The sequence below is a fragment of the Micromonospora sp. NPDC047521 genome, from assembly GCF_055587305.1.
Genome location: NZ_JBVJGN010000007.1, coordinates 257,394 through 275,489 on the forward strand (window position 1 = coordinate 257,394; position 18,096 = coordinate 275,489).

16 protein-coding genes are annotated in these 18,096 nt (G+C 71.6%); 7 read left to right on the forward strand and 9 right to left on the reverse strand.

All coding sequences use genetic code 11. The features are described from left to right. The first annotated feature begins 10 nt into the window (after nucleotides 1–10). Genes ACZ6N8_RS18230 through ACZ6N8_RS18240 form a run of 3 tightly spaced genes read left to right on the forward strand, consistent with a single transcriptional unit; the run spans nucleotide 11 to nucleotide 3,102 of the window. Nucleotides 11–1,417, forward strand: coding sequence for a selenium-binding family protein (locus ACZ6N8_RS18230; RefSeq protein ID WP_466011273.1), 1,407 nt, complete (start codon nucleotides 11–13; stop codon nucleotides 1,415–1,417). Next, nucleotides 1,414–2,043, forward strand: coding sequence for a hypothetical protein (locus ACZ6N8_RS18235; protein WP_466011274.1), 630 nt, complete (start codon nucleotides 1,414–1,416; stop codon nucleotides 2,041–2,043). The genes ACZ6N8_RS18230 and ACZ6N8_RS18235 overlap by 4 nt, the downstream gene beginning before the upstream one ends. Nucleotides 2,044–2,085: 42 nt before the next feature. Beyond that, nucleotides 2,086–3,102 (forward strand): methyltransferase, encoded by a 1,017-nt coding sequence (locus ACZ6N8_RS18240; RefSeq protein ID WP_466011276.1) that lies wholly within the window; start codon nucleotides 2,086–2,088, stop codon nucleotides 3,100–3,102. A gap of 90 nt (nucleotides 3,103–3,192) precedes the next feature. Here the strand turns inward: ACZ6N8_RS18240 and ACZ6N8_RS18245 are convergent, their stop codons facing one another. Further along, the gene (locus ACZ6N8_RS18245) at nucleotides 3,193–4,044 is read right to left on the reverse strand and encodes an alpha/beta fold hydrolase (RefSeq protein ID WP_466011277.1); all 852 of its coding nucleotides are present in this window, start codon (nucleotides 4,042–4,044) and stop codon (nucleotides 3,193–3,195) included. 193 nt (nucleotides 4,045–4,237) lie between these two features. On the opposite strand from ACZ6N8_RS18245, the gene ACZ6N8_RS18250 reads away from it, so the two are divergent. Beyond that, nucleotides 4,238–5,104, forward strand: a complete 867-nt coding sequence (locus tag ACZ6N8_RS18250) for a metallophosphoesterase family protein (RefSeq protein ID WP_466011279.1) — start codon at nucleotides 4,238–4,240, stop codon at nucleotides 5,102–5,104. On the opposite strand, the gene ACZ6N8_RS18255 is transcribed toward ACZ6N8_RS18250, so the two are convergent. Beyond that, nucleotides 5,094–5,240, reverse strand: coding sequence for a hypothetical protein (locus ACZ6N8_RS18255; protein ID WP_466011413.1), 147 nt, complete (start codon nucleotides 5,238–5,240; stop codon nucleotides 5,094–5,096). The two genes, ACZ6N8_RS18250 and ACZ6N8_RS18255, sit on opposite strands and share 11 nt — an antisense overlap. A gap of 179 nt (nucleotides 5,241–5,419) precedes the next feature. Beyond that, nucleotides 5,420–5,593 carry a hypothetical protein gene (locus ACZ6N8_RS18260; RefSeq protein ID WP_466011281.1) on the reverse strand — a complete coding sequence of 58 codons (174 nt, stop codon included), beginning with the start codon at nucleotides 5,591–5,593 and terminating at the stop codon, nucleotides 5,420–5,422. A gap of 65 nt (nucleotides 5,594–5,658) precedes the next feature. On the opposite strand from ACZ6N8_RS18260, the gene ACZ6N8_RS18265 reads away from it, so the two are divergent. Both ACZ6N8_RS18265 and ACZ6N8_RS18270 read left to right on the forward strand, forming a co-directional pair. Beyond that, complete coding sequence (locus ACZ6N8_RS18265; RefSeq protein ID WP_466011282.1) at nucleotides 5,659–6,126, forward strand: hypothetical protein; 468 nt, start codon at nucleotides 5,659–5,661, stop codon at nucleotides 6,124–6,126. Beyond that, nucleotides 6,119–7,027, forward strand: a complete 909-nt coding sequence (locus ACZ6N8_RS18270; RefSeq protein ID WP_466011283.1) for an alpha/beta fold hydrolase — start codon at nucleotides 6,119–6,121, stop codon at nucleotides 7,025–7,027. The genes ACZ6N8_RS18265 and ACZ6N8_RS18270 overlap by 8 nt, the downstream gene beginning before the upstream one ends. A gap of 366 nt (nucleotides 7,028–7,393) precedes the next feature. Here ACZ6N8_RS18270 and ACZ6N8_RS18275 read toward each other — a convergent pair whose 3' ends face one another. From ACZ6N8_RS18275 to ACZ6N8_RS18300, 6 genes are all read right to left on the reverse strand, one after another. Next, the gene (locus tag ACZ6N8_RS18275) at nucleotides 7,394–9,772 is read right to left on the reverse strand and encodes a glycoside hydrolase family 99 protein (protein WP_466011285.1); all 2,379 of its coding nucleotides are present in this window, start codon (nucleotides 9,770–9,772) and stop codon (nucleotides 7,394–7,396) included. Between the two features lie 157 nt (nucleotides 9,773–9,929). Next, nucleotides 9,930–11,123: a YeiH family protein gene (locus ACZ6N8_RS18280; RefSeq protein WP_466011287.1), complete on the reverse strand. Its 1,194-nt coding sequence runs from the start codon at nucleotides 11,121–11,123 to the stop codon at nucleotides 9,930–9,932. Next, on the reverse strand, nucleotides 11,123–11,269 hold the full coding sequence (locus ACZ6N8_RS18285; RefSeq protein ID WP_354822298.1) for a hypothetical protein: 147 nt from the start codon (nucleotides 11,267–11,269) through the stop codon (nucleotides 11,123–11,125). Before ACZ6N8_RS18285 ends, ACZ6N8_RS18280 begins: the two co-directional genes overlap by 1 nt. 341 nt (nucleotides 11,270–11,610) lie before the next feature. Next, a complete protein-coding gene (locus tag ACZ6N8_RS18290) occupies nucleotides 11,611–13,464 on the reverse strand; it encodes an adenylyl cyclase (RefSeq protein WP_466011289.1) in 1,854 nt (617 codons plus the stop codon). Nucleotides 13,465–13,874: 410 nt separating this feature from the next. Beyond that, nucleotides 13,875–14,147, reverse strand: a complete 273-nt coding sequence (locus tag ACZ6N8_RS18295) for a GlsB/YeaQ/YmgE family stress response membrane protein (protein ID WP_466011290.1) — start codon at nucleotides 14,145–14,147, stop codon at nucleotides 13,875–13,877. A gap of 82 nt (nucleotides 14,148–14,229) precedes the next feature. After that, entirely contained in the window at nucleotides 14,230–14,997 is a 768-nt protein-coding gene (locus ACZ6N8_RS18300; RefSeq protein ID WP_466011292.1) for an alpha/beta fold hydrolase, read from the reverse strand. A 59-nt stretch (nucleotides 14,998–15,056) separates the two neighbouring features. On the opposite strand from ACZ6N8_RS18300, the gene ACZ6N8_RS18305 reads away from it, so the two are divergent. Continuing rightward, nucleotides 15,057–18,095: an AfsR/SARP family transcriptional regulator gene (locus ACZ6N8_RS18305; RefSeq protein WP_466011294.1), complete on the forward strand. Its 3,039-nt coding sequence runs from the start codon at nucleotides 15,057–15,059 to the stop codon at nucleotides 18,093–18,095. The last annotated feature ends 1 nt before the right edge of the window (nucleotide 18,096 follow it).

Consider the following 18,096-nt stretch of genomic DNA (forward strand, 5'->3'; position numbering starts at 1 on the left):
CGGAGACGCGATGACCCGCTGGACCCCCGACCCCACCTTCTACCCGTCCCCCCGCGAGGCGGTGGCCGCCCCGGCGGAGAAGCTCGCCTACGTGGCGGCCTTCGACCGCACCGCCAGCCGCCCGGACGCCATCGTGGTGCTGGACACCGACCCCGACTCCCCCGACTACGGCCGCGTCGTCGGCTGGACCGACCTGCCGTACGTCGGTGACGAGCTGCACCACTTCGGCTGGAACGCGTGCAGCAGCGCGCTGTGCCCGACCGCCCCGCACCCGCACGTCGAGCGGCGCTACCTGATCGTGCCCGGCCTGCGGTCGTCGCGGATCCACGTGCTCGACACCCAGCCCGACCCGCGCCAGCCGCAGGTCGTCAAGGTGATCGGCCCGGAGGAGCTGGCGAAGCGGGCCGGTTACTCCCGGCCGCACACCGTGCACTGTGGCCCGGACGGCATCTACCTCTCCGCCCTCGGCGGCGCCGACGGCGAGGAGGGGCCCGGCGGCATCGCGATCCTCGACCACACCACCTTCGAGGTACGCGGGGCGTGGGAGGCCGACCGGGGCCCGCAGTTCCTGGCGTACGACCTGTGGTGGCATCTCACCCAGGACGTGCTTGTCACCAGCGAGTGGGGCACCCCGTCGATGATCGAGGACGGCGTCATCGGCGAGCTGCTGCTGGGCCGACGCTACGGGCACGCCATCCACTTCTGGGACCTCGCGAAACGTCGACACGTCCAGCGGGTCGATCTCGGCGACCAGTACCAGATGCCGCTGGAGCTGCGCCCGGCGCACGACCCGTCGAGGTCGTACGGCTTCGTCGGGGTGGTGATCAGTGTCGAGGACCTGTCCGCCTCGGTCTGGCTGTGGCACCGCGACGGCGACGACTGGGCGGTCACCAAGGTGATCGACATCCCGGCCGAGCCGGCCGACCCGGCGGACCTGCCCGACCTGCTCAAGCCGTTCGGCGCGGTGCCACCACTGGTGACCGACATCGACCTGTCGGTGGACGACAGGTTCCTCTACGTCTCCTGCTGGGGCACCGGCGAGCTGCGCCAGTACGACGTCAGCGACCCGCTGCACCCGGTGCAGACCGGCTCGGTGCGCCTGGGCGGGATCGTCCGCCGTACGGCGCACCCGTCCGCGCCCGACGAGGCGCTGGCCGGTGGACCGCAGATGGTCGAGGTGAGCCGGGACGGGCGGCGGGTCTACGTCAGCAACTCGCTCTACGGCTCGTGGGACGACCAGTTCTACCCCGACGGGGTGGGTGCCTGGCTGGCGAAACTCGACGTGGACGTCGACGCCGGAGGGCTCGCCCCCGATGCGCGGTTCTTCCCGCACGGCGAGGAGTTCCGGGGTCTGCGGGTGCACCAGACCCGGTTGCAGGGCGGGGACGCGTCCTCCGACTCGTACTGCTTTCCGTGACCGTCGGGACCCTGGCGACGCTCGCGGCGCTCGGCGCGTTCCACGGCCTGAACCCGGCGATGGGCTGGCTGTTCGCGGTGGCCCGGGGATTGCAGGAGCGCAGCCGGTCGGCCCTGCTGCGCTCGCTGCCGCCGATCGCGGCGGGGCACCTCGCGTCGGTGGGGATCGTCGCCGCGCTGGTGACGGCGACCCGGTCGGTGACGGCGAGCACCGCCCTGGCGGTGGCCGGCGGCGGGCTGCTTGTCGCGTTCGGGCTGTGGCGGCTGCTCTCCGAGCGGCACTTCCGGTGGGCCGGGATGCGACTGTCCGCGGCGCAGCTCGCCGGCTGGTCGTTCCTCATGTCGTCGGCGCACGGCGCCGGGCTGATGCTCCTGCCGGTGCTGGTGGCCGAGCCGGTACCCGGGGGGCACTCCGGGCACCTGGCCGCCGCGCCGGTGGGTGCGCTGTCCGGCCTCGCGGCGGCCGGGGTGCACACCGTGGCCATGCTCGGCACGGCCCTGGTCATCGCGGTGCTGGTCTATCAGGTGTTCGGGGTCGGTGTGCTGCGTCGGGCCTGGTTCAACGTGGACCGGCTCTGGGCCGGGGTGCTGGTGGCAGCGGGGCTGGTGACGCTGATCCGGGCGTGACAGTCCATCGTGGAAGTGTCCGGACTGTGCTTTCATGTCGGCATGATCACTCCCACTCCCCTCATGCGCCTGGTGGCCGGTGTGTGGGGGTTCAAGACCCTCGCGGTCGGCGTCGAACTCGGTCTGTTCACCAGGCTCGCCGGCGGCCGGACGATGACCGTCGAGCAGGCCTCCGCCGAGTTCGGGCTGCCGGACCGGCCGGCGGACCTGCTGCTGGCCGCCAGCGCCTCGCTGGGGCTCCTGGAGAGGTCCGGCGACGGCTACCGCAACACCGAGTTGGCCGAGCAGTTCCTGGTCGAGGGTCGCCCGTACTACTTCGGCGCGCAGGTCCGCTACTCGGACCTGCGCACCTACCTGCCCTGGCACCGGATCGGTGAGGCGCTGCGCACGGACCGGCCGCTGACCTGGGACCCGGAGGCCCAACAGTCGATGTTCGACACCGCCGACCCGGAGATGCTCGCGCAGTTCTGGGACGCGATGTTCTCCACGTCCAGCTTCACCGCCAGCGCGTTGGCCGACGCGTACGACTTCTCCGCGCACCGGCGGCTGCTCGACGTGGGCGGCGGGGCCGGTGCGTTCCCGATCGAGTTCTGCCGCCGGCTGCCGGAGCTGCGGGCGACCGTCCTGGACCTGCCGCACGTGTGCGTACGGGCGCGGGAGCGCATCGCGGAGGCCAACCTGAGCGGACGGATCGACGCGGTGGCCGGGGACTTCCTTGCCGACCCGGCGCTGCCGGACGGGCACGACGTCATCCTGCTCAGCATGATCCTGCACGACTGGGACGAGCCGACGAACCGGGCGCTGCTGGCCCGGTGCCATGCGGCACTGCCGGCGGGCGGGGCGATAGTCGTCTGCGAGCTGCTGCTCAACGACGAACGCACCGGCCCACCGGAGGCCGCCCTGATGGGGATGAACATGCTCGTCGAGACCGAGGGCGGCCGGAACTACTCGGGCGCCGAGTACAGCGCCTGGCTCACCGACGCAGGCTTCGTCGACGTGCGTACGGTGCCGTTCGACGCGCCCGGCGCCAACGGCGCGGTGGTCGCCCGCAGACCCTGAATGCCGACGACACCCGGCCCCGGTGCGAACCGTGGGCCGGGTGTCGCGGCGCCGTGACGGCGCCGGCGTCCGATCGGATACCCGTACGGGTCAGGCGCGAGCCTTGGCCGGCTGCTTCATGAAGTCCATGATCGCCTTGTTGACGTCGTCGGCGTGGGTCCACGGGATGCCGTGCGGCGCGCCCTTGAGCGTGATGAGCTGGCCGGTCGGCATCATCGGTCCGAGCCGCTGACCGGTCACCGGGTAGGGCAGCACCCGGTCCTGGTCACCCTGCACGATCAGCACCGGAATGTTGATCTTCGGCAGGTCCTGGCGGAAGTCCTCCTGCCAGGCGTCCACGCTGTCGTGGGTGCCCTTGGCGGAGGCCATGGCGCCGATCTGCCAATGCGCCCGGTACGCCTCCTCGCTGACCCGCTTGCCCATGTTCTGATCCGGGTTGAAGAACGCGTCACAGAACGACGTCAGGTAGGCGAAGCGGTCCTTGACGATGGCGTCCTGGAAGCCCTTGAACAGGCTCCTTTCGACACCCTCCGGGTTGTCCTTGGCCTTGGCCAGCATGGGCTGCAACGGACTGAGCAGCACCGCCCGGCTGACCCGCTGCGAGCCGTAGTTGCCCAGGTAGCGGACGACCTCACCGGTGCCCATCGAGTGACCGACGAGGGTCACGTCGTTGAGGTCCAGCTCGGTCATCAGCACGTCCAGGTCCGCGGCGAACGTGTTGTAGTCGTACCCGAACGTCGGCTGGGCGGAGTTGCCGTAACCACGCCGATCGTAGGTGATCGTCCGGTATCCGGCGTTGAGCAGCGCGGTGGTCTCCTTCTCCCAGGTCGCCCCGTTGAACGGGAAACCGTGGATCAGCACCACCGGCTTACCGGATCCGTGGTCCTCGTAGTACAGGTCGATGGGCGCGGAGTTTTCCGTACCCACGGTGATGAAAGGCATGTTCGTCTCCTGCTCCGGTTCGGGCTGTCGGACGCCCGTCGCTTTCCCGCCGGATCGGCGGATATGCCGGCCGTGGACGCCACCCACCCCGGTCGCTTGACGACCGGAAGACCCTTCTCGCATCGGCCCTGCGACGTGGTCACGGCAGGACGGAGGTGTGCCGATCGCGCCGCGACCGCCTACTCTCGGGGTCGTGAGTGATCCGCCCCGGCTCCGGGCCGTCAGCGACCTGCACGTCGGCCATCCGGAGAACCGGGCGTTCGTCCAGGAACTCCGCCCGGGCCACGACGACGACTGGCTGCTGGTGCCCGGCGACGTGGGCGAGCGGTTCGCCGACGTCGAATGGGCGCTGGCGGTGCTGAGCAGCCGGTTCGCGAAGGTCGTCTGGGCGCCCGGCAACCACGAGTTGTGGACACCCCCGGGCGACCCGGTGGCACTGCGCGGCGAGGCCCGCTATCGCGAACTGGTGGCGATGTGCAGGCGGTTGGGCGTCGTCACCCCGGAGGATCCCTATCCGGTGTGGGACGGCGTGGGCGGCCCGGCCACGATCGCCCCGCTCTTCGTGCTGTACGACTACACGTTCCGGGTGCCCGAGGCGCGCACCCAACAGGAGTCGCTGGAGCTGGCGTACGAGGCAGGGGTGGTGTGCACCGACGAGGTGCTGCTGCACCCCGACCCGTACCCGAGCCGCGAGGCGTGGTGCGCCGCCCGGGTCACCCAGACCGAACGGCGGCTCGCCGAGCGTGACCCGGAGCTGCCGACGGTGCTCGTCAACCACTACCCGCTGGTGCGCGAGCCCACCGACGTGCTGCGGTACCCGCTGTTCGCGCAGTGGTGCGGCACGGTGCGCACCAGCGACTGGCACCTGCGGTTCGGGGCGTCCACAGTGGTCTACGGGCACCTGCACATTCCCCGCACCACGTTCCACGACGGGGTGCGCTTCGAGGAGGTCTCGCTGGGCTACCCGCGGGAGTGGCAGCAGCGGGGGCCGGTGCCGCGCGCGGTACGGGTGATCGACCCGGCGGACGACCTGCGGCGGCGCTCGTCCGTCAGCGGCTGAGGCCGTCGAACTCGACGCCGTCGGAGAGGGCGACAAGCGCCTCCTGGTAGGCCGCACTCTCGTACGCCGCGACGGCCCACGCGAACGGCAGCGGCAGCACGGTGAGCGCGCTGCCGGCGACGACGACAGCCAGCATGGCGAGGATGGCGGAGCGAGACGTGGAACGAGGTCGCCACGCTGGTGATGAGCGGCGTCCCGAGGCTGGCGACCGCCGCCACCACCAGAGCGATGAACACCAGGGCGGGAACCAGCAGCGGCGTTTCGGAACGTGCCACCGGGACCGCCTTCACCGCGCCCCGCCGACGTGCTGCCCGGTCACTGCCTCGGCCCTTCGCGGTCCTGAATTTCGAGCTCTGCCAGATGCTTCAGCGCCGGAAGGGCCGCCACCAACGCCTCGACCTCGTCGCCGGTGCGGTCGCCAATCAACCGCTCGAACGCTTGGACGCCCGCCCGGCGGCGCGTCCGGACCGTACCGCCCACCGTGCTCACGCCATCGTGCTTGACACTCGACGTCAAGTACTTGACGATGGGCGTCAAGTAGCGGAGGAGGCAGCATGTCGCCAACTGACGAGGAACTGACCGAGCATCTCATCCGGTTGATCGACATCCGCCTGCTCGACCCCCTCGAAATCCTGGTCGACGGCCACGACGCCATCGACCCGCTGCGCGCCGTCATCCGGGAGCGGGCCCGGTCCTGGGCCACCACGATCGTCAGCGGCGACGACCGTGCCGCCGTCGGCGTGGTCATGCGCGCGATTTCCACCCTCTACCCGGGGGACGGACCGTTCGACCCGCCCATCGATTGGTGGCGCAGTCCTTTCGGCCAGGCCGTCGCGCGACGGGTCGGCCACCCGACCGCCGAGTCCGTGTCGTATGCGGTGGCCGGCGCCATGCTCGGGATCACCCGCCAGGGCGTCCACGACCTGGTCTCCCGCGACAAGCTCGCCCGTCACCCCGAAGGCGGCGTGCGCTCCGCTTCCGTACGCGACCGACTGCTCAACGAAGGAACCCGACGTGCCTGAGACCTTTGTCGACTCCGGGACCGTACCCATCGCGGTCCGCGACTTCGGTGGACCCGGACAACCGCTGCTGCTCCTTCACGGCGCCGGCGGCAACCTCGCCCAGATGGCCACCCTCGCCGAGCACCTGCGCCCGACCCACCGGGTGGTCACCGTCGATCTGCGTGGTCACGGCCGGTCTGGAGACGGCCCGTGGCGCTGGGATGACGTACTGGCCGACCTGGCCGCCGTCACCGACCACCTCGGCCTCACCTCCCCAGCGGTGGTCGGCATCTCCCTCGGCGGCATGCTCGCCACCCTCTGGGCGCAGCGTCACCCGGAGTGCCCCGGCGTCGTCAGCTTCGACGGCAATCCGCCGCTGAACCGTCCGGACCAGCTCGCCGGGCTGGATCCGGAGCAGGCCGAGACCGAGCTGGCCAAGCTGCGGGCCGTCTTCGACGGGATGGCCGCGATGCTTGCCGAACCGCTAACCGCCGAACAGGTGGCCGCCATGCTTGCGGGGCAGCGGGCCATGGCCCAGCGCTACGGCGCCGCCCCCGACGACTGGGTGGCGGCCTTCGAGCGCAACCTCGTGCCCGGCGACGACGGCCGCAGCCGGCTGCGGCCCACCCCGGACCTCACCCGGCAGCTCCGGGACGCCATGGACTCCCTCGACCTGATGCCCGCCTACCGCGACGCCCGCTGCCCGCTGCTGCTCGTCCTCGCCACCGAGGACCTGCCCGAACAACAGCCGTTCCACAACCTGTACGAGGCGTACCGCAAGGTCACCGCCGGACGGCTTGCCACTGTAGACAACCCGTCTCTGCGGGTGCGGCACCTCGCTGGCGCCAGCCACGCGATGGTCGCCGAACGCCCACAGGAGCTCGCTACTCTCATCACCGACTTCCTCAGCCCGCACAACTGAGGGCGACCCGCAGGAGCCCGCTTCCTGGCGAAGGTCGGGACGGCGTGGCGGATGGAAGCCGACGCACGTCCGTCACCGGGTAAGCCCGACCAGCGTCGCCAGTCGCGCCACGCCGGCCGGCGCCGGCTGCGCCCGGGCGACATCGGCGATGAGAGTACGCGCCAACGGCCGTCACCGAACCTCGGCCGGCGCGACACTGTCCGCGTCGACGAGCGCTCGCGCCGCCCCGCGCAGATCACCGGCGTGCAGGTAAATCCGCGCGGCGCCGAGCAGATAGGCGCCCCGATACTCGGCCGACAACCGCAGCCAGGGGCTTGACGGGATGAGCGGCCGCCGGTCGGCGTGCGGCGGCCGCCCCACGTCCGGTCAGCTGGCGTACACCTCCAGTGCCGCCAGTTGCCCGGCCGGCCAGCCGGTGTTACCGGTCACGGTGATCCGCACATAGCGAATCTGCGCGGCGCTGAACGTCAGCGACACCGAGTTGCCCGTCGACGGGTCGAAGGTGCGCGCCGCCGCCCCGACGAGGGTGCCGAAGCTGCCCCCGTCGGCGCTGCCCGCGACCGCGACGGTCTGCGTCCGGGTCGCCCACGCCGACGACGGCGGCAGCTTGAGCACCACCCGCCCGACCGTGCGCGTCGCGCCCAGGTCGACCTGCACCCACTGCGGGAACGCGTTGTTCGCGCTCTCCCAGTAGCTGTTCGCGTCGCCGTCGACCACGTTGCCCGAGCCGTAGCTCTGGACGTGGCTGCTCTCGCTGGTGGACCGCCCTCGGGCGAGGTCGGCGTTGGCCGGGGCGTCGGTGGTGACGGTGACCGCGTTCGAGGGCGCCGAGGTGTTGCCGGCCGCGTCCCGCGCGGTCACCGCGAAGGTGTACGAGGTGGACGGGCTGAGCCCGCTCACGGTCGCCGTGGTGCCGGTGACGGTGGCGACCACCGTGCCGCCCTGGCGCACCTGGTAGCCGGTCACGCCTGTGTCGTCGGTCGACGCCGTCCAGGCCAGCGACACGCTCGTGGCCGTGCGGCCGGTCACGGTGAGGCCGGCTGGCGCGGTGGGTGGCGTGTCGGTGCCGCCGGAGACGGCGTACACCTCGACCTGGGCGAGCTGGCCCGCCGGCCAGCCGGTGTTGCCGGCGATGCTCAGCCGGAGGTGGCGGGCCGTGGTGGTCGTCAGCGTGCGGGTGACGGTGTTGCCGGTCGCCGGGTCGAAGGTGAACGCGGAGGCCCCGGCGATCGTGGAGAAGGAGCTGCCGTCCACGCTGCCCTGCACGGTGATGGTCTGGGTGCGCGCGCCCCAGCCGGCGGGCAGCCGCACCACGAGCTTGTTGACCTGGTGACTGGCGCCGAGGTCGACCTGCCACCACTGGGGGAAGCTGCCGTTGCCGCTCTCCCAATAGGTGCCGACGTTCGAGTCCACCGCGTTCCCCGACGGGAATCCGCCTCCCTGGCTGCTCGCCGAGGTGGGCCGGCCGGCGGCCAGGTCACCGCTTGTGGGTGGCGGGGTGCCGACCACCGGCGGCGTGGGGCGGACCCGGGTCAGCGCGAGCTGCCCCTTGAGCATCCGGCCACCGTCGGCGGTGATCCGCAGGTAGTAGTCGGAGGAGCAGGCCACGCCGTCCTCGTCCAGGGCCCGGATGTTCGCGCCGGCCGGGGTGGTGGCCTGGGTCTCGGACGTCTTGGCGATCTGGTTGCCCTCGTTGTACTCGTCGAACATGGACACGTACAGGCCCTGGGAGCCGAGTCGGACCATGTTGTAGATGTGCCGCCAGTAGAAGTCGCCGTGCTTGCGGTGCCCCCCGGCGAGGTCGCCGGGCATCACACAGGGCAGGTAGTCGATGCCGCGCGCCGCACAGTCGGCCATGTCGCCGACGTTGACGTTGTTGTAGTACGAATCGAGTTCCTCGACGGTCCTGGCCCGGTAGACCATCCACGGCGAGATCGCGTGAAACGCGTGGTAGACGTCGAGGAAGCCGGGGCGGGAGTCCTCGATGCCCTGACGCCACCAGGTGGGCACGCCGCCGATGACGTAGCAGCCCTGCGCCTTGAACCAGTTGATGACCTCCAGGCACGGCCCCGGGGTGAAGGGGCGGCTGGGTTCGCTGAAGCCGAAACCCCAGATGCAGACGACCGGCTTGCCGTTCTGCCGGGCGTACGCGCCAGAGGCGGTGTGCGCGGACATCTTCGTCGTCCAGTCGGTCTTGATGTCCGTCTGGAAGCTCAGCCAGTCGGTGACGTCGTACATGATGTAGAACTTGCGGCCGTAGCGCTCGGCTGCCGAGCGGACCTTCTGCGTCATGGCGTCGCGCGTCGGGCCCTCGTCGCCCGTCGGGTTGAACCGTTGCAGGGCGGCGGTGTCGCAGCCGTACTCCTGCATCCAGCGGAAGTGCGTGTCCACCGTCTGCTGGTCGTAGGACGAGAAGAGGGTGGCCGGCGAGCCGTTGCCGAGGTTGGGGTACGCGGTGGGATAGCTGCGCGTGTACTCCCGCATGTCCGGCCAGGACACGATTGTGGTGTTGGCAGGCGAGGGCGGCTGGAAGCGGTCGCGGCTCCAGTGCCACCAGCCGCCGATCGGCGCCGAGTCACCTGGGCAGCTGAACCAGCCCTGGTATCCGACGGTCACCTTGCCGACCACGTCGCCGGGAGGACTGGCCGCGTGGGCGGGGCGGGCGAGGAGATCGGTGGTGGAGGCGGCGGCGAGGGCGGACCCCGCCAGCACCGACGTGACGAACCTGCGGCGGGAGACCGCCATGACGACCACTCCTTCTTCGACGGAAGGCATTGACGGCCATCGTGGCAGTAGCGACCACCCGCCCGCAAGAGTGAGACTGATCGATGAAATTATCCGCCATATGTTCGGAAGTAGTCGAGCGCCCCGCCCTTTCGGTGTCGCGGGGCGGGGCGCCCGGTCACGCCGAGAAGCCGCGGAACAGCACTGACGCCAGGGCGAGCGCCAACGCCAGGTTGAACACGGTGGCGCTGGCGAACACCGCGACCGGACGCCAGCCGGCCTCCCGCAGGGACGCCACCCGGACCTCCAGGCCGATGCTGACGAAGGCCAGGATGAGGAACCAGACGCGCAGGTCGTTGACGATGGCTATGGTGGCCTTGCCGTCCGCGCCCGCCGTGTCGAGGTACCAGGTGGCGATGACCGAGGCCGCGATGAAGCCCAGGACGAACTTGGGGAAACGCCGCCACAGCTCGCCGAGGCCCGGTCGGGCGGCGCCGGGTCGCCGCTCCACCCGCAGCGTGAAGTACGCGGTGAGCGCCACCGCCACCACACCCATCAGGGCGTTCTGGGTGACCTTGACGATGCTGGCGATCTGGAGCGCCTCCTCGCCCGCGAGCGCCCCGGCGGCGGTGACCGCGGCTGTGGTGTCGATGTTGCCACCGATCCAGGCGCCCGCCACCGCGTCGGACAGCCCGAGCACGTCGGCCAGCCAGGGCAGGATGAAGATGGACGGCAACGCGAAGACGATGACCAGGCTCGCCGTGTACGCCAACTGCTCCCGGCGAGCCCGGACCGCGCCGGCGGCGGCGATCGCCGCGCTCACCCCGCAGATCGACACCGCCGAAGCGAGCAACGCGCGCAGCTTGTCATCGAGCCCGAAGCGGCCGGCCAGCCACCAGGTGAACAGGAAGACCCCGCTGATCAGCAGGATCGCCTGGACGATGGCCGGGCCCGCGGCGCTGGCGATGACCGCCAGGTTGATCGACGCCCCGAGCAGCACCAGACCGGTCTTGATGAAGAACTCGGTACGGAACGCGGCGGCGATCCGGTCCCGCCAGCCGAGCAGCGTGACGGCGACGTTGCCGAGCAGGCCCAGCAGGATGGCGTAGACCGGATACTCGATCGCGGCCCCGATGTCCTCGACGGCGGTGCCGTCGGCCCAGGCGGGGACGTTCTGCTCCAGGTAGCGGGTGAGCGCGGCGAGGCCGACAACGATCACCAGGCCCACTGCCGTCCAGGCCCAGAACCTGCCGTCGCGCACCACCACCGGAGCGGCGGGGTCGTCGGTGGCCGGTGGCCCGCTGTCGGGGGACGTCTCGACAGCGTCGGTGGCGCGGGTCGTGTCGTCGGCCCGTGTCGCGTCGGCGGTCATCAGGGCACCAGCCCGGCGGGGATGGCACCGAGCAGGACAAGAGCGAGCAGGGCCAGACCGAGGATGGTCGCCACCCAGTCCTCGTTGAACGCGAGCCGGGACTCCCCGGCGGTTGGTGGGGTGGGCGGCGGCTGGTCGGTCGTCATGACGTACCTCCAATGGGGGTGAACCGATCCGGCCATGCCGGATCGGTGGAGAGTGACGTGGGGGCGCGCACGGTGGCGCCGGGTGACCGGGCAGGCCAGGCGGTACGCGGTGTGGAGGGTGCTCAGTCGGTCGCTGGTGAGCCCGGACAGAGCTCGGAGGCCACCCGCATCAGGTCCACGACCCGACGCGAGGTGAGGAGCGGACCGACAGGCATTCTCCGATTTTCCTACCGACGCAGTAGGAATTCAAGAGCGAGGGCGTGGGTTCTCGCGCAGCGGGACACGACAGCGGGGGTTGGAGCCGCACCGGCTCCAACCCCCGCCTGGGACGCCCCGAGAGGTTACGGAGTCGGGTACTGCGCGAGGTAGACCGGCGCGCCGACCTTTGTCATGTCGGCCGCGTCACCCACGCCGTTGACCACGTGGTCGATAGTGCCGGCACTGAGGTTGACGGTCATGATGTGGTGCAGCCGCACGCCCGGTCGGTTCGGCACCTCGAAGCCGTTCTCGGTGTGGATCGACGGGTTGTTCTGGTTGAAGACGTACACTCCACCGCCGTACAGGGTGTGGTGCCGCACCCGGTCGCCGACCTTGTACCCGGCAAAGCCCTCGACCGGGCCGTTCATCCAGTCGGCCTGCGTCGGCGGGTCGTACGGCAGCTCGTTCTGGTACAGGACGGTGGTGCCGTGCTCGCCGTTCCAGACCGTGTTGTAGCGCTGGAAGTGCTCGACGAACAGGCCGGTCGCGGTCACGTGGTCGCCGTTGATGACGGCACCGTAGCGACCGGTGTTGGTACGCCAGCGGTCGGTGTCCCCGTTGACGCCCTCGGTGAAGCCCTCGACGCCGTGGTCACCCCGCCACACCCAGGTGTGGTCGATGAGCACGTTGTCGCTGTTGACCTCCAGCGCGGTGTCGGTCCGGCCGATGTGCGGGCCGCCGACCCGGAAGTACACGTCGGACAGGGTGGTCGGGTTGGTCGCGCTACTGGCGTTGCGGCCGTGCTGGCGACCCACCCGCAGCAGGACTGGGGACTCGACGGTGCCGGCGTCGATCGTGACTCCGGCGACGATCACACCGGGGACACCGGCGACGTCCAGCGGGATGGCGCCGTTGACCGCCGTGAGGGTGGCGTGCCCGATCCCGAGCACCACCGTGTCGGGGCGTCGCACCTCGATGCTGCGGGCTATGTCGTACGTCCCGGGGGTCAGCAGCAGGTGCTTGCCCCGGGCCAGCTGACTGTTGATGACCTGCACGGAGTCGGACGGCTTGGCGACGAAGAAGTCGCGGATTCCGATGGTCCGTCCCGGCGTCATGCCGTCCGCCCAGGAGATGCCCCTGGTGTCGCGGCGCGCGGCGGGCACCCGCACGTTGTACCGGCCCTTGCCGTCGACGAACAGGTACGGCTTCTCCCGGCTCACCGGGGTGGTCTCCAGGGTGGTGTACGGCGGGTCGGGGAACGTCGCGTCGTCAGGGGCGCCCTCGACCCCGGCGAAGACCTGGTTCCACACGGCGTTGGACCAGCTCGCGACCTCGCTGTTGCGGGTCAGCCACTGCTGCTGGGAACCGTTGGTGGTGGCGGGCAGCCGCGAGTCAGCGATGAACCCGCCGCTGGCGAACTGCGGGCCGGCCGTGCAGTAGTCCATGAGCGACAAACCGCCGCCGGTGATGTCGAGCCGGCGCATCGACACCGCCTGGGACACCGCCCAGAAGTTCGCCGTCGACCGGCAGCCGTCCTGGCCTGCGGCGTTGACGGTGAGCGAGAGGTTGGACAGGGTGCGCCAGAAGTTCACGAGCGCGAGGCAGTTGCCGGTGCCGCCGTCGGCCAGGCAGCGGTTGTACACCTCCAGTTTGCCGTTGACCGCGACGTCGGTGGGCGAGGCGCCCAGCCCGGACACCTCGGTGTAGTAGCCGACCTTGGCCTGCAACGGCTGCTCGGCAGTGCCGTACGTGCCCGGCTTGAACAGGTAGGCGTGCCGCTCGGTGCCCATCTCGTTGTCGACCTGGCGGGCGTGCGCCGCGTCGAGCGTCTGCTGGATCTCGCCCACCGGCATGGACGGGTCGAAGATCGTCACGTTCGGGCCGAAGTCCGGAGCGTCAGGCGTGGGACGCCCGGCGGTGGCAGCGGTGCTGGTCATGGTGACGGCGGCGGTCACCAGCAGAGCAAGGGTGAGGGTACGTCGGGACGGGCTTGTCATGTGGTTCGTCCTCTCCGCTGGCCGGACCGTTCGTCAGGCGCAGCTGGGGCGGCGTGAGAGCGCTCTCTGATCCCTGCGGACGAAGGTGGGGTCGCGCCGAAGGGGTCGACATGTTTCTACCCGGTCAACCGGCCGCGCGCCATGCCAGGGGCGACGAACTTCGCGTCCGCCGGCGCGAATGGACGTGGAGTGGGCTGCGCCGATGCGCCTCGACGCAGAGGCTCCAGCCCGGTCACGGCTGCGAGCCGTCTCCCCCGTCCTGGCCGGCAGCCTCCACCGGCACCTGTATCAAGCCGGGGCGCATTCATCGGCGCACGGTAGCCGCCTCATCGGTCGGTGCCACTGCGGAGTCCGGACACGGCGAGGCCCGCCCTCCTGGGGAGGGCGGGCCGGCACGATCGTGAGAGAGGTCAGCGCACCCGGCGGCGGCCGTAGGCGCCGGCGACGATCGCCACGCCGACGGCGGCGAAGATGACCTGCAGGAGCAGCTCGATCCAGTCGATCCCGCTGGTGTCGTCGACGCCGAGCGCACCGGCGACCAGGGTGCCGAGGAGCGCCGCGACCACGCCGATGAGCAGGGTCAGCCAGATCGGGATGTTCTGCTTGCCCGGCACCACCAGCCGGCCCAGCACGCCGATGATCAGACCGATGATGATGGCGGCGAAGAAGCCGGTAATTTCCACGAGAGTCGTCCTTCGAGAGGGGTATGTCGTCGACAGTTAATTGCCCCAAGCAACTTGCCGCGAAACACCCTCGTACCAGCCGCTAGGCCTCCGGCCCACAGTCGATCAGGAACTCGTCGATCATCGGGGCCAGCCAGTCGGCGCGCTGCGGGATCGTGGTGTGGGTGGTGCCGGGCAGGACGGCCAGCCGGCAGGCCGGCAGGCCGGTCAGGTCGCCGGGCACCGCGCCGCCGAGCAGCCGGAACATCCGGACCGCGTGTTCGGGTTGGACGATGTCCGCGTCGGCCAGCACGATCATGGTGGGTGCGGCAAGCGCGCGGATCTGCTCGGGCGTCCAGCGCGGCAGGTTCGCGTCGAGGACCTTCATCTTGGTGACCAGGGTGGCCCAGCCCGCCGGGTCGGGCGCGGTCCGCAGGTACTCCTCGTGGAACTCCGAACCGTGCAGATGCTCCGGTTGCAGGTCCTGGATGCCGTCGAGCAGCCCGGGGTGCAGGCCGTCGTCGTCGAAGCTCACCGAGGCGAGCACGAGCCGGCCCACCCGCTCGCCGTGGTGGGTGCCCAGGCGCAGCGCTACCGCCGCACCCATGCTCCAGCCGTACACGTCCGCCCGCGCCACGCCCAGCCGGTCCAGCACCTCGACCACGTCGCCGGCGAAATGCTCCACGGTCAGCGGGCGGTCCACGTCGGGGGTGCGCCCGTGGGCCTGCAACTCCACGGCGATCACCCGCCGGTTCTTCGCCAGGAACGGCAGGATCGTGCCGAACGACGTACCGATGCCGGAGAGCGCGCCGTGGATCAGCACCAGCGGCCGGCCCTCGCCGTCGCCGTGCGTCTCGTGATAAATGTCCATGCCCACACGGTGCGCCAGCGCGCTTACGGTCCACTTCAGGTCGCCTTACCGGCGCTAGGATGTCCGCCGTGCAGTTCGGGGTGCTCGGGCCGCTCGCCGTGACCACGGACGCCGGCGAGCCGGTGGTGGTGCCCGGCACCAAGGTACGCGCGCTGCTGGCCGACCTGCTGACCAACCGCAACCAGGTCGTCTCGGCGGACCGCCTCATCGACGACCTGTGGGGCGAGGACGCCCCCGCCAACCCGACAGGCGCCCTCCAGGTGCGGGTGTCCCAGCTGCGCAAGGCGCTCAACGACGCCGAGCCGGGCGCCCGCGAGCTTGTCGAGTCACGGCCACCCGGCTACCTGCTGCGGGCCGACAGCGTCGACGCCGACCGCTTCGTCGAGCTGACCCGCGGCACCGACGTCGACCGGCTGACCGCGGCTCTCGCGCTGTGGCGCGGCGACGCGTACGCCGATGTGGCCGACGCCGAGTTCGTCCGTGCCGAGGCGACAGGCCTGACCGAGCAGCGCCTCGCAGCGCACGAGCGGCTGGCCGAGGCGCGGGTGGCCCGGGGCGAGCACGATCTGGTCGCCGCCGACCTGGCCGAGCTGGTGGCCCGGCACCCGCTGCGGGAGGGCCTGCGGGCGGTGCAGCTGCGCGCGCTGTACGCGGCCGGTCGACAGTCCGAGGCGCTGGACAGCTACGCCGACCTGCGCGACCGGCTCGCGGACGAGTTGGGCCTCGATCCCAGCCCCGAGCTGGTCGCGTTGCACCGCAGGATCCTCGAACAGGATGCCGGCCTGAGCGCGCCGCCGAAGGCCGCGATCATCCGCAACAGCCTGCCGGCCCAGCTCGACGAGCTGGTCGGGCGGGCCGAGGCGCTGACCGAGCTGCGCGGGCTGCTGCCCCGGCAACGACTGGTGACGCTTGTCGGGCCGGGCGGTGTCGGCAAGACCCGGTTGGCCACCGAGGCGGCCCGTACCCGGTCCTGCCCCGACGGCGTCCACCTGGTGGAGCTGGCTCCCCTGCCGGCCGGTGATCCGCGTATCGCCGAGCAGATCCTCGGCGTGCTGGACGTCCGGGAGGCCGCCGGCACGACCCTGTCCGCGACCGGCCACCTCGTCGCGGCCCTGCGGCACCGGCAACTGCTGCTGGTGCTCGACAACTGCGAACACGTCGTCGAGCCGGTGGCCGCGCTCGTCGCCCGACTGCTACGCGACGCGCCCGAGGTGAGCGTCCTGGCCACCAGTCGGGAGCCGCTCGGCCTGACCGGGGAGCTGCTCTGGGAGGTACCTCCGCTGTCGCTGCCCGAGGACGGCGACTTGGACGCGGTCCGGCGCTCGGCGGCGGCGCGCCTGTTCGCCGCCCGCGCCGCCGCGCAGCAGCGCGGCTTCCGGCTGGACGAGCGGACCGCGCCGGCCGTGGCGCAGCTCTGCCGTCGCCTGGACGGTCTCCCGCTGGCGCTGGAGCTGGCCGCGACCCGGGTCCGCGCGCTTGGCGTGCGGGGCGTGGTGGATCGGCTGGACGACAGGTTCCGGCTGCTCACCACCTCCCAGCGGGACGTGCCGCAGCGCCAGCGGACGTTGACCGCGGTCATCGCCTGGAGCTGGGACCTGCTGGACGAGCCCGACCGGGCGGTGCTCGCCCGGCTGGCGGTGTTCCCCGACGGCTGCACCCTCCAGGCCGCCGAGCGGGTCTGCCGCACCGACCTGGACACCCTCGCCCGGCTGGTGGACAGGTCACTTGTGGTGCTCGACGACTCCGGGGCGGGCCCGCGCTACCGGCTGCTCGAATCGGTAGCCGCGTTCTGCCTGGACCAGCTGACCGACGCGGACGACGTGCGGGCGCGGCACGCCGCCTACTACACCGGGTTGGCCGAGCAGGCCGACCCGGAGCTGCGCGGTGCCGACCAGCAGCGGTGGCTGGCGCTGCTGGACGCGGAGGCGGCGAACCTGCGCGCCGCGCTGGTCCACGGCGGCGGGCTGCGGTTGGCCGTGGCGCTCAGCTGGTACTGGTACCTGCGCGGCCGGCTCACCGAGGCGCGGCGTGCCCTCGCGGTGCCCGGTGACGCGGCGCAGGAGGCTCGCGCCGGGGCGTGGCGGGTCGGTTTCGCGCTGGTGCAGGGCGAGGCGGTCGCGGCAGCCGACGTCCGCGCGGCGGTGGCCGCCGACCCGGACGGCCGCGGCGCCTGGTTCGCGGCGAACGCGCTCATCGACCACAGTGACCTGACCCTCTCGGCGGAGCTGCTGCCGGCCGCCGCCGATCCGTGGACCGAGGCCGCGGTGCTCGCCTCCCGCGCCAAGATCGCACACGTGGCGGGTGACCAGGCGACGCTGGAACGCGCCGCGACCCGCAGCGCCGCGCTGTTCGCCCAGGTCGGCGACCGGTGGGGCAGGCTCCAGGCCGCCGAGTGGACGGGTGCGCTGGCCGAGATGCGCGGCGAGCACGAACGCGCCGCCGGCCTGCACTCCGAGGGGCTGCGCTGGGCCGAGGAGCTGGGACTGTGGCCGCAGGTCGGCACCGAGCTGTCCTGGCTGGCGTGGCTGGCGGTGCAGACCCGTGACTACCCCCAGGCCCGGGAACTGGCCGAACGCGCGTACCGGCTGGCCAAGGAGCAGGGCTCCCCCAGCGCGCTGGTCTTCGCCGAGATGAGCCTCGGGCTGGCCGCCCGCCGCGACGGCAAGCTCGACCTGGCCGTCACCCACCTGACCCGCCTCGCCGAACGGGGACGTGCCGAGGCCCAGCCGGCGCTCTACCTGCCGCCGGTCCTGGTCGAGCTGGGCCACGCGGTCGAGCAGGGCGGTGACGCGGACGCCGCACTGGCCCTGCACGTCGAGGCGTTCGAGGTCGCCGAGGCGATGGCCGCGCCCCGCGACGCGATCTACGCCCTGGAGGGGATGGCGTCCGCGGTGCGCGTACCGGAGGTCGCGGCCCGGCTGCTCGGCGCGGCGGCCGCCGCCCGGCTCGCCACGGGGGCGCCGTCCTCCCCTGCCGAACGCGACGAGACCGACCGGGTGGCCGAACGCGTGCGGGCCACCCTCGGGCGGGACCGGTTCGACGCGCTTGTCGACGAGGGCACGAAGCTGAGCCCGGGCGAGGCCCGGGCCCAGCTCTGAT

Excerpts from the sequence above, each read along its gene's own strand:
- ACZ6N8_RS18240 (WP_466011276.1), top strand. The coding sequence starts at position 2,086 with ATGATCACTCCCACTCCCCTCATGCGCCTGGTGGCCGGTGTGTGGGGG.
- ACZ6N8_RS18290 (WP_466011289.1), bottom strand. The coding sequence starts at position 13,464 with ATGACAAGCCCGTCCCGACGTACCCTCACCCTTGCTCTGCTGGTGACC.
- ACZ6N8_RS18305 (WP_466011294.1), top strand. The coding sequence starts at position 15,057 with ATGTCCGCCGTGCAGTTCGGGGTGCTCGGGCCGCTCGCCGTGACCACG.
- ACZ6N8_RS18300 (WP_466011292.1), bottom strand. The coding sequence starts at position 14,997 with ATGGACATTTATCACGAGACGCACGGCGACGGCGAGGGCCGGCCGCTG.
- ACZ6N8_RS18280 (WP_466011287.1), bottom strand. The coding sequence starts at position 11,123 with ATGACCGCCGACGCGACACGGGCCGACGACACGACCCGCGCCACCGAC.
- ACZ6N8_RS18230 (WP_466011273.1), top strand. The coding sequence starts at position 11 with ATGACCCGCTGGACCCCCGACCCCACCTTCTACCCGTCCCCCCGCGAG.
- ACZ6N8_RS18285 (WP_354822298.1), bottom strand. The coding sequence starts at position 11,269 with ATGACGACCGACCAGCCGCCGCCCACCCCACCAACCGCCGGGGAGTCC.
- ACZ6N8_RS18245 (WP_466011277.1), bottom strand. The coding sequence starts at position 4,044 with ATGCCTTTCATCACCGTGGGTACGGAAAACTCCGCGCCCATCGACCTG.
- ACZ6N8_RS18265 (WP_466011282.1), top strand. The coding sequence starts at position 5,659 with ATGTCGCCAACTGACGAGGAACTGACCGAGCATCTCATCCGGTTGATC.
- ACZ6N8_RS18275 (WP_466011285.1), bottom strand. The coding sequence starts at position 9,772 with ATGGCGGTCTCCCGCCGCAGGTTCGTCACGTCGGTGCTGGCGGGGTCC.
- ACZ6N8_RS18255 (WP_466011413.1), bottom strand. The coding sequence starts at position 5,240 with ATGCTGGCTGTCGTCGTCGCCGGCAGCGCGCTCACCGTGCTGCCGCTG.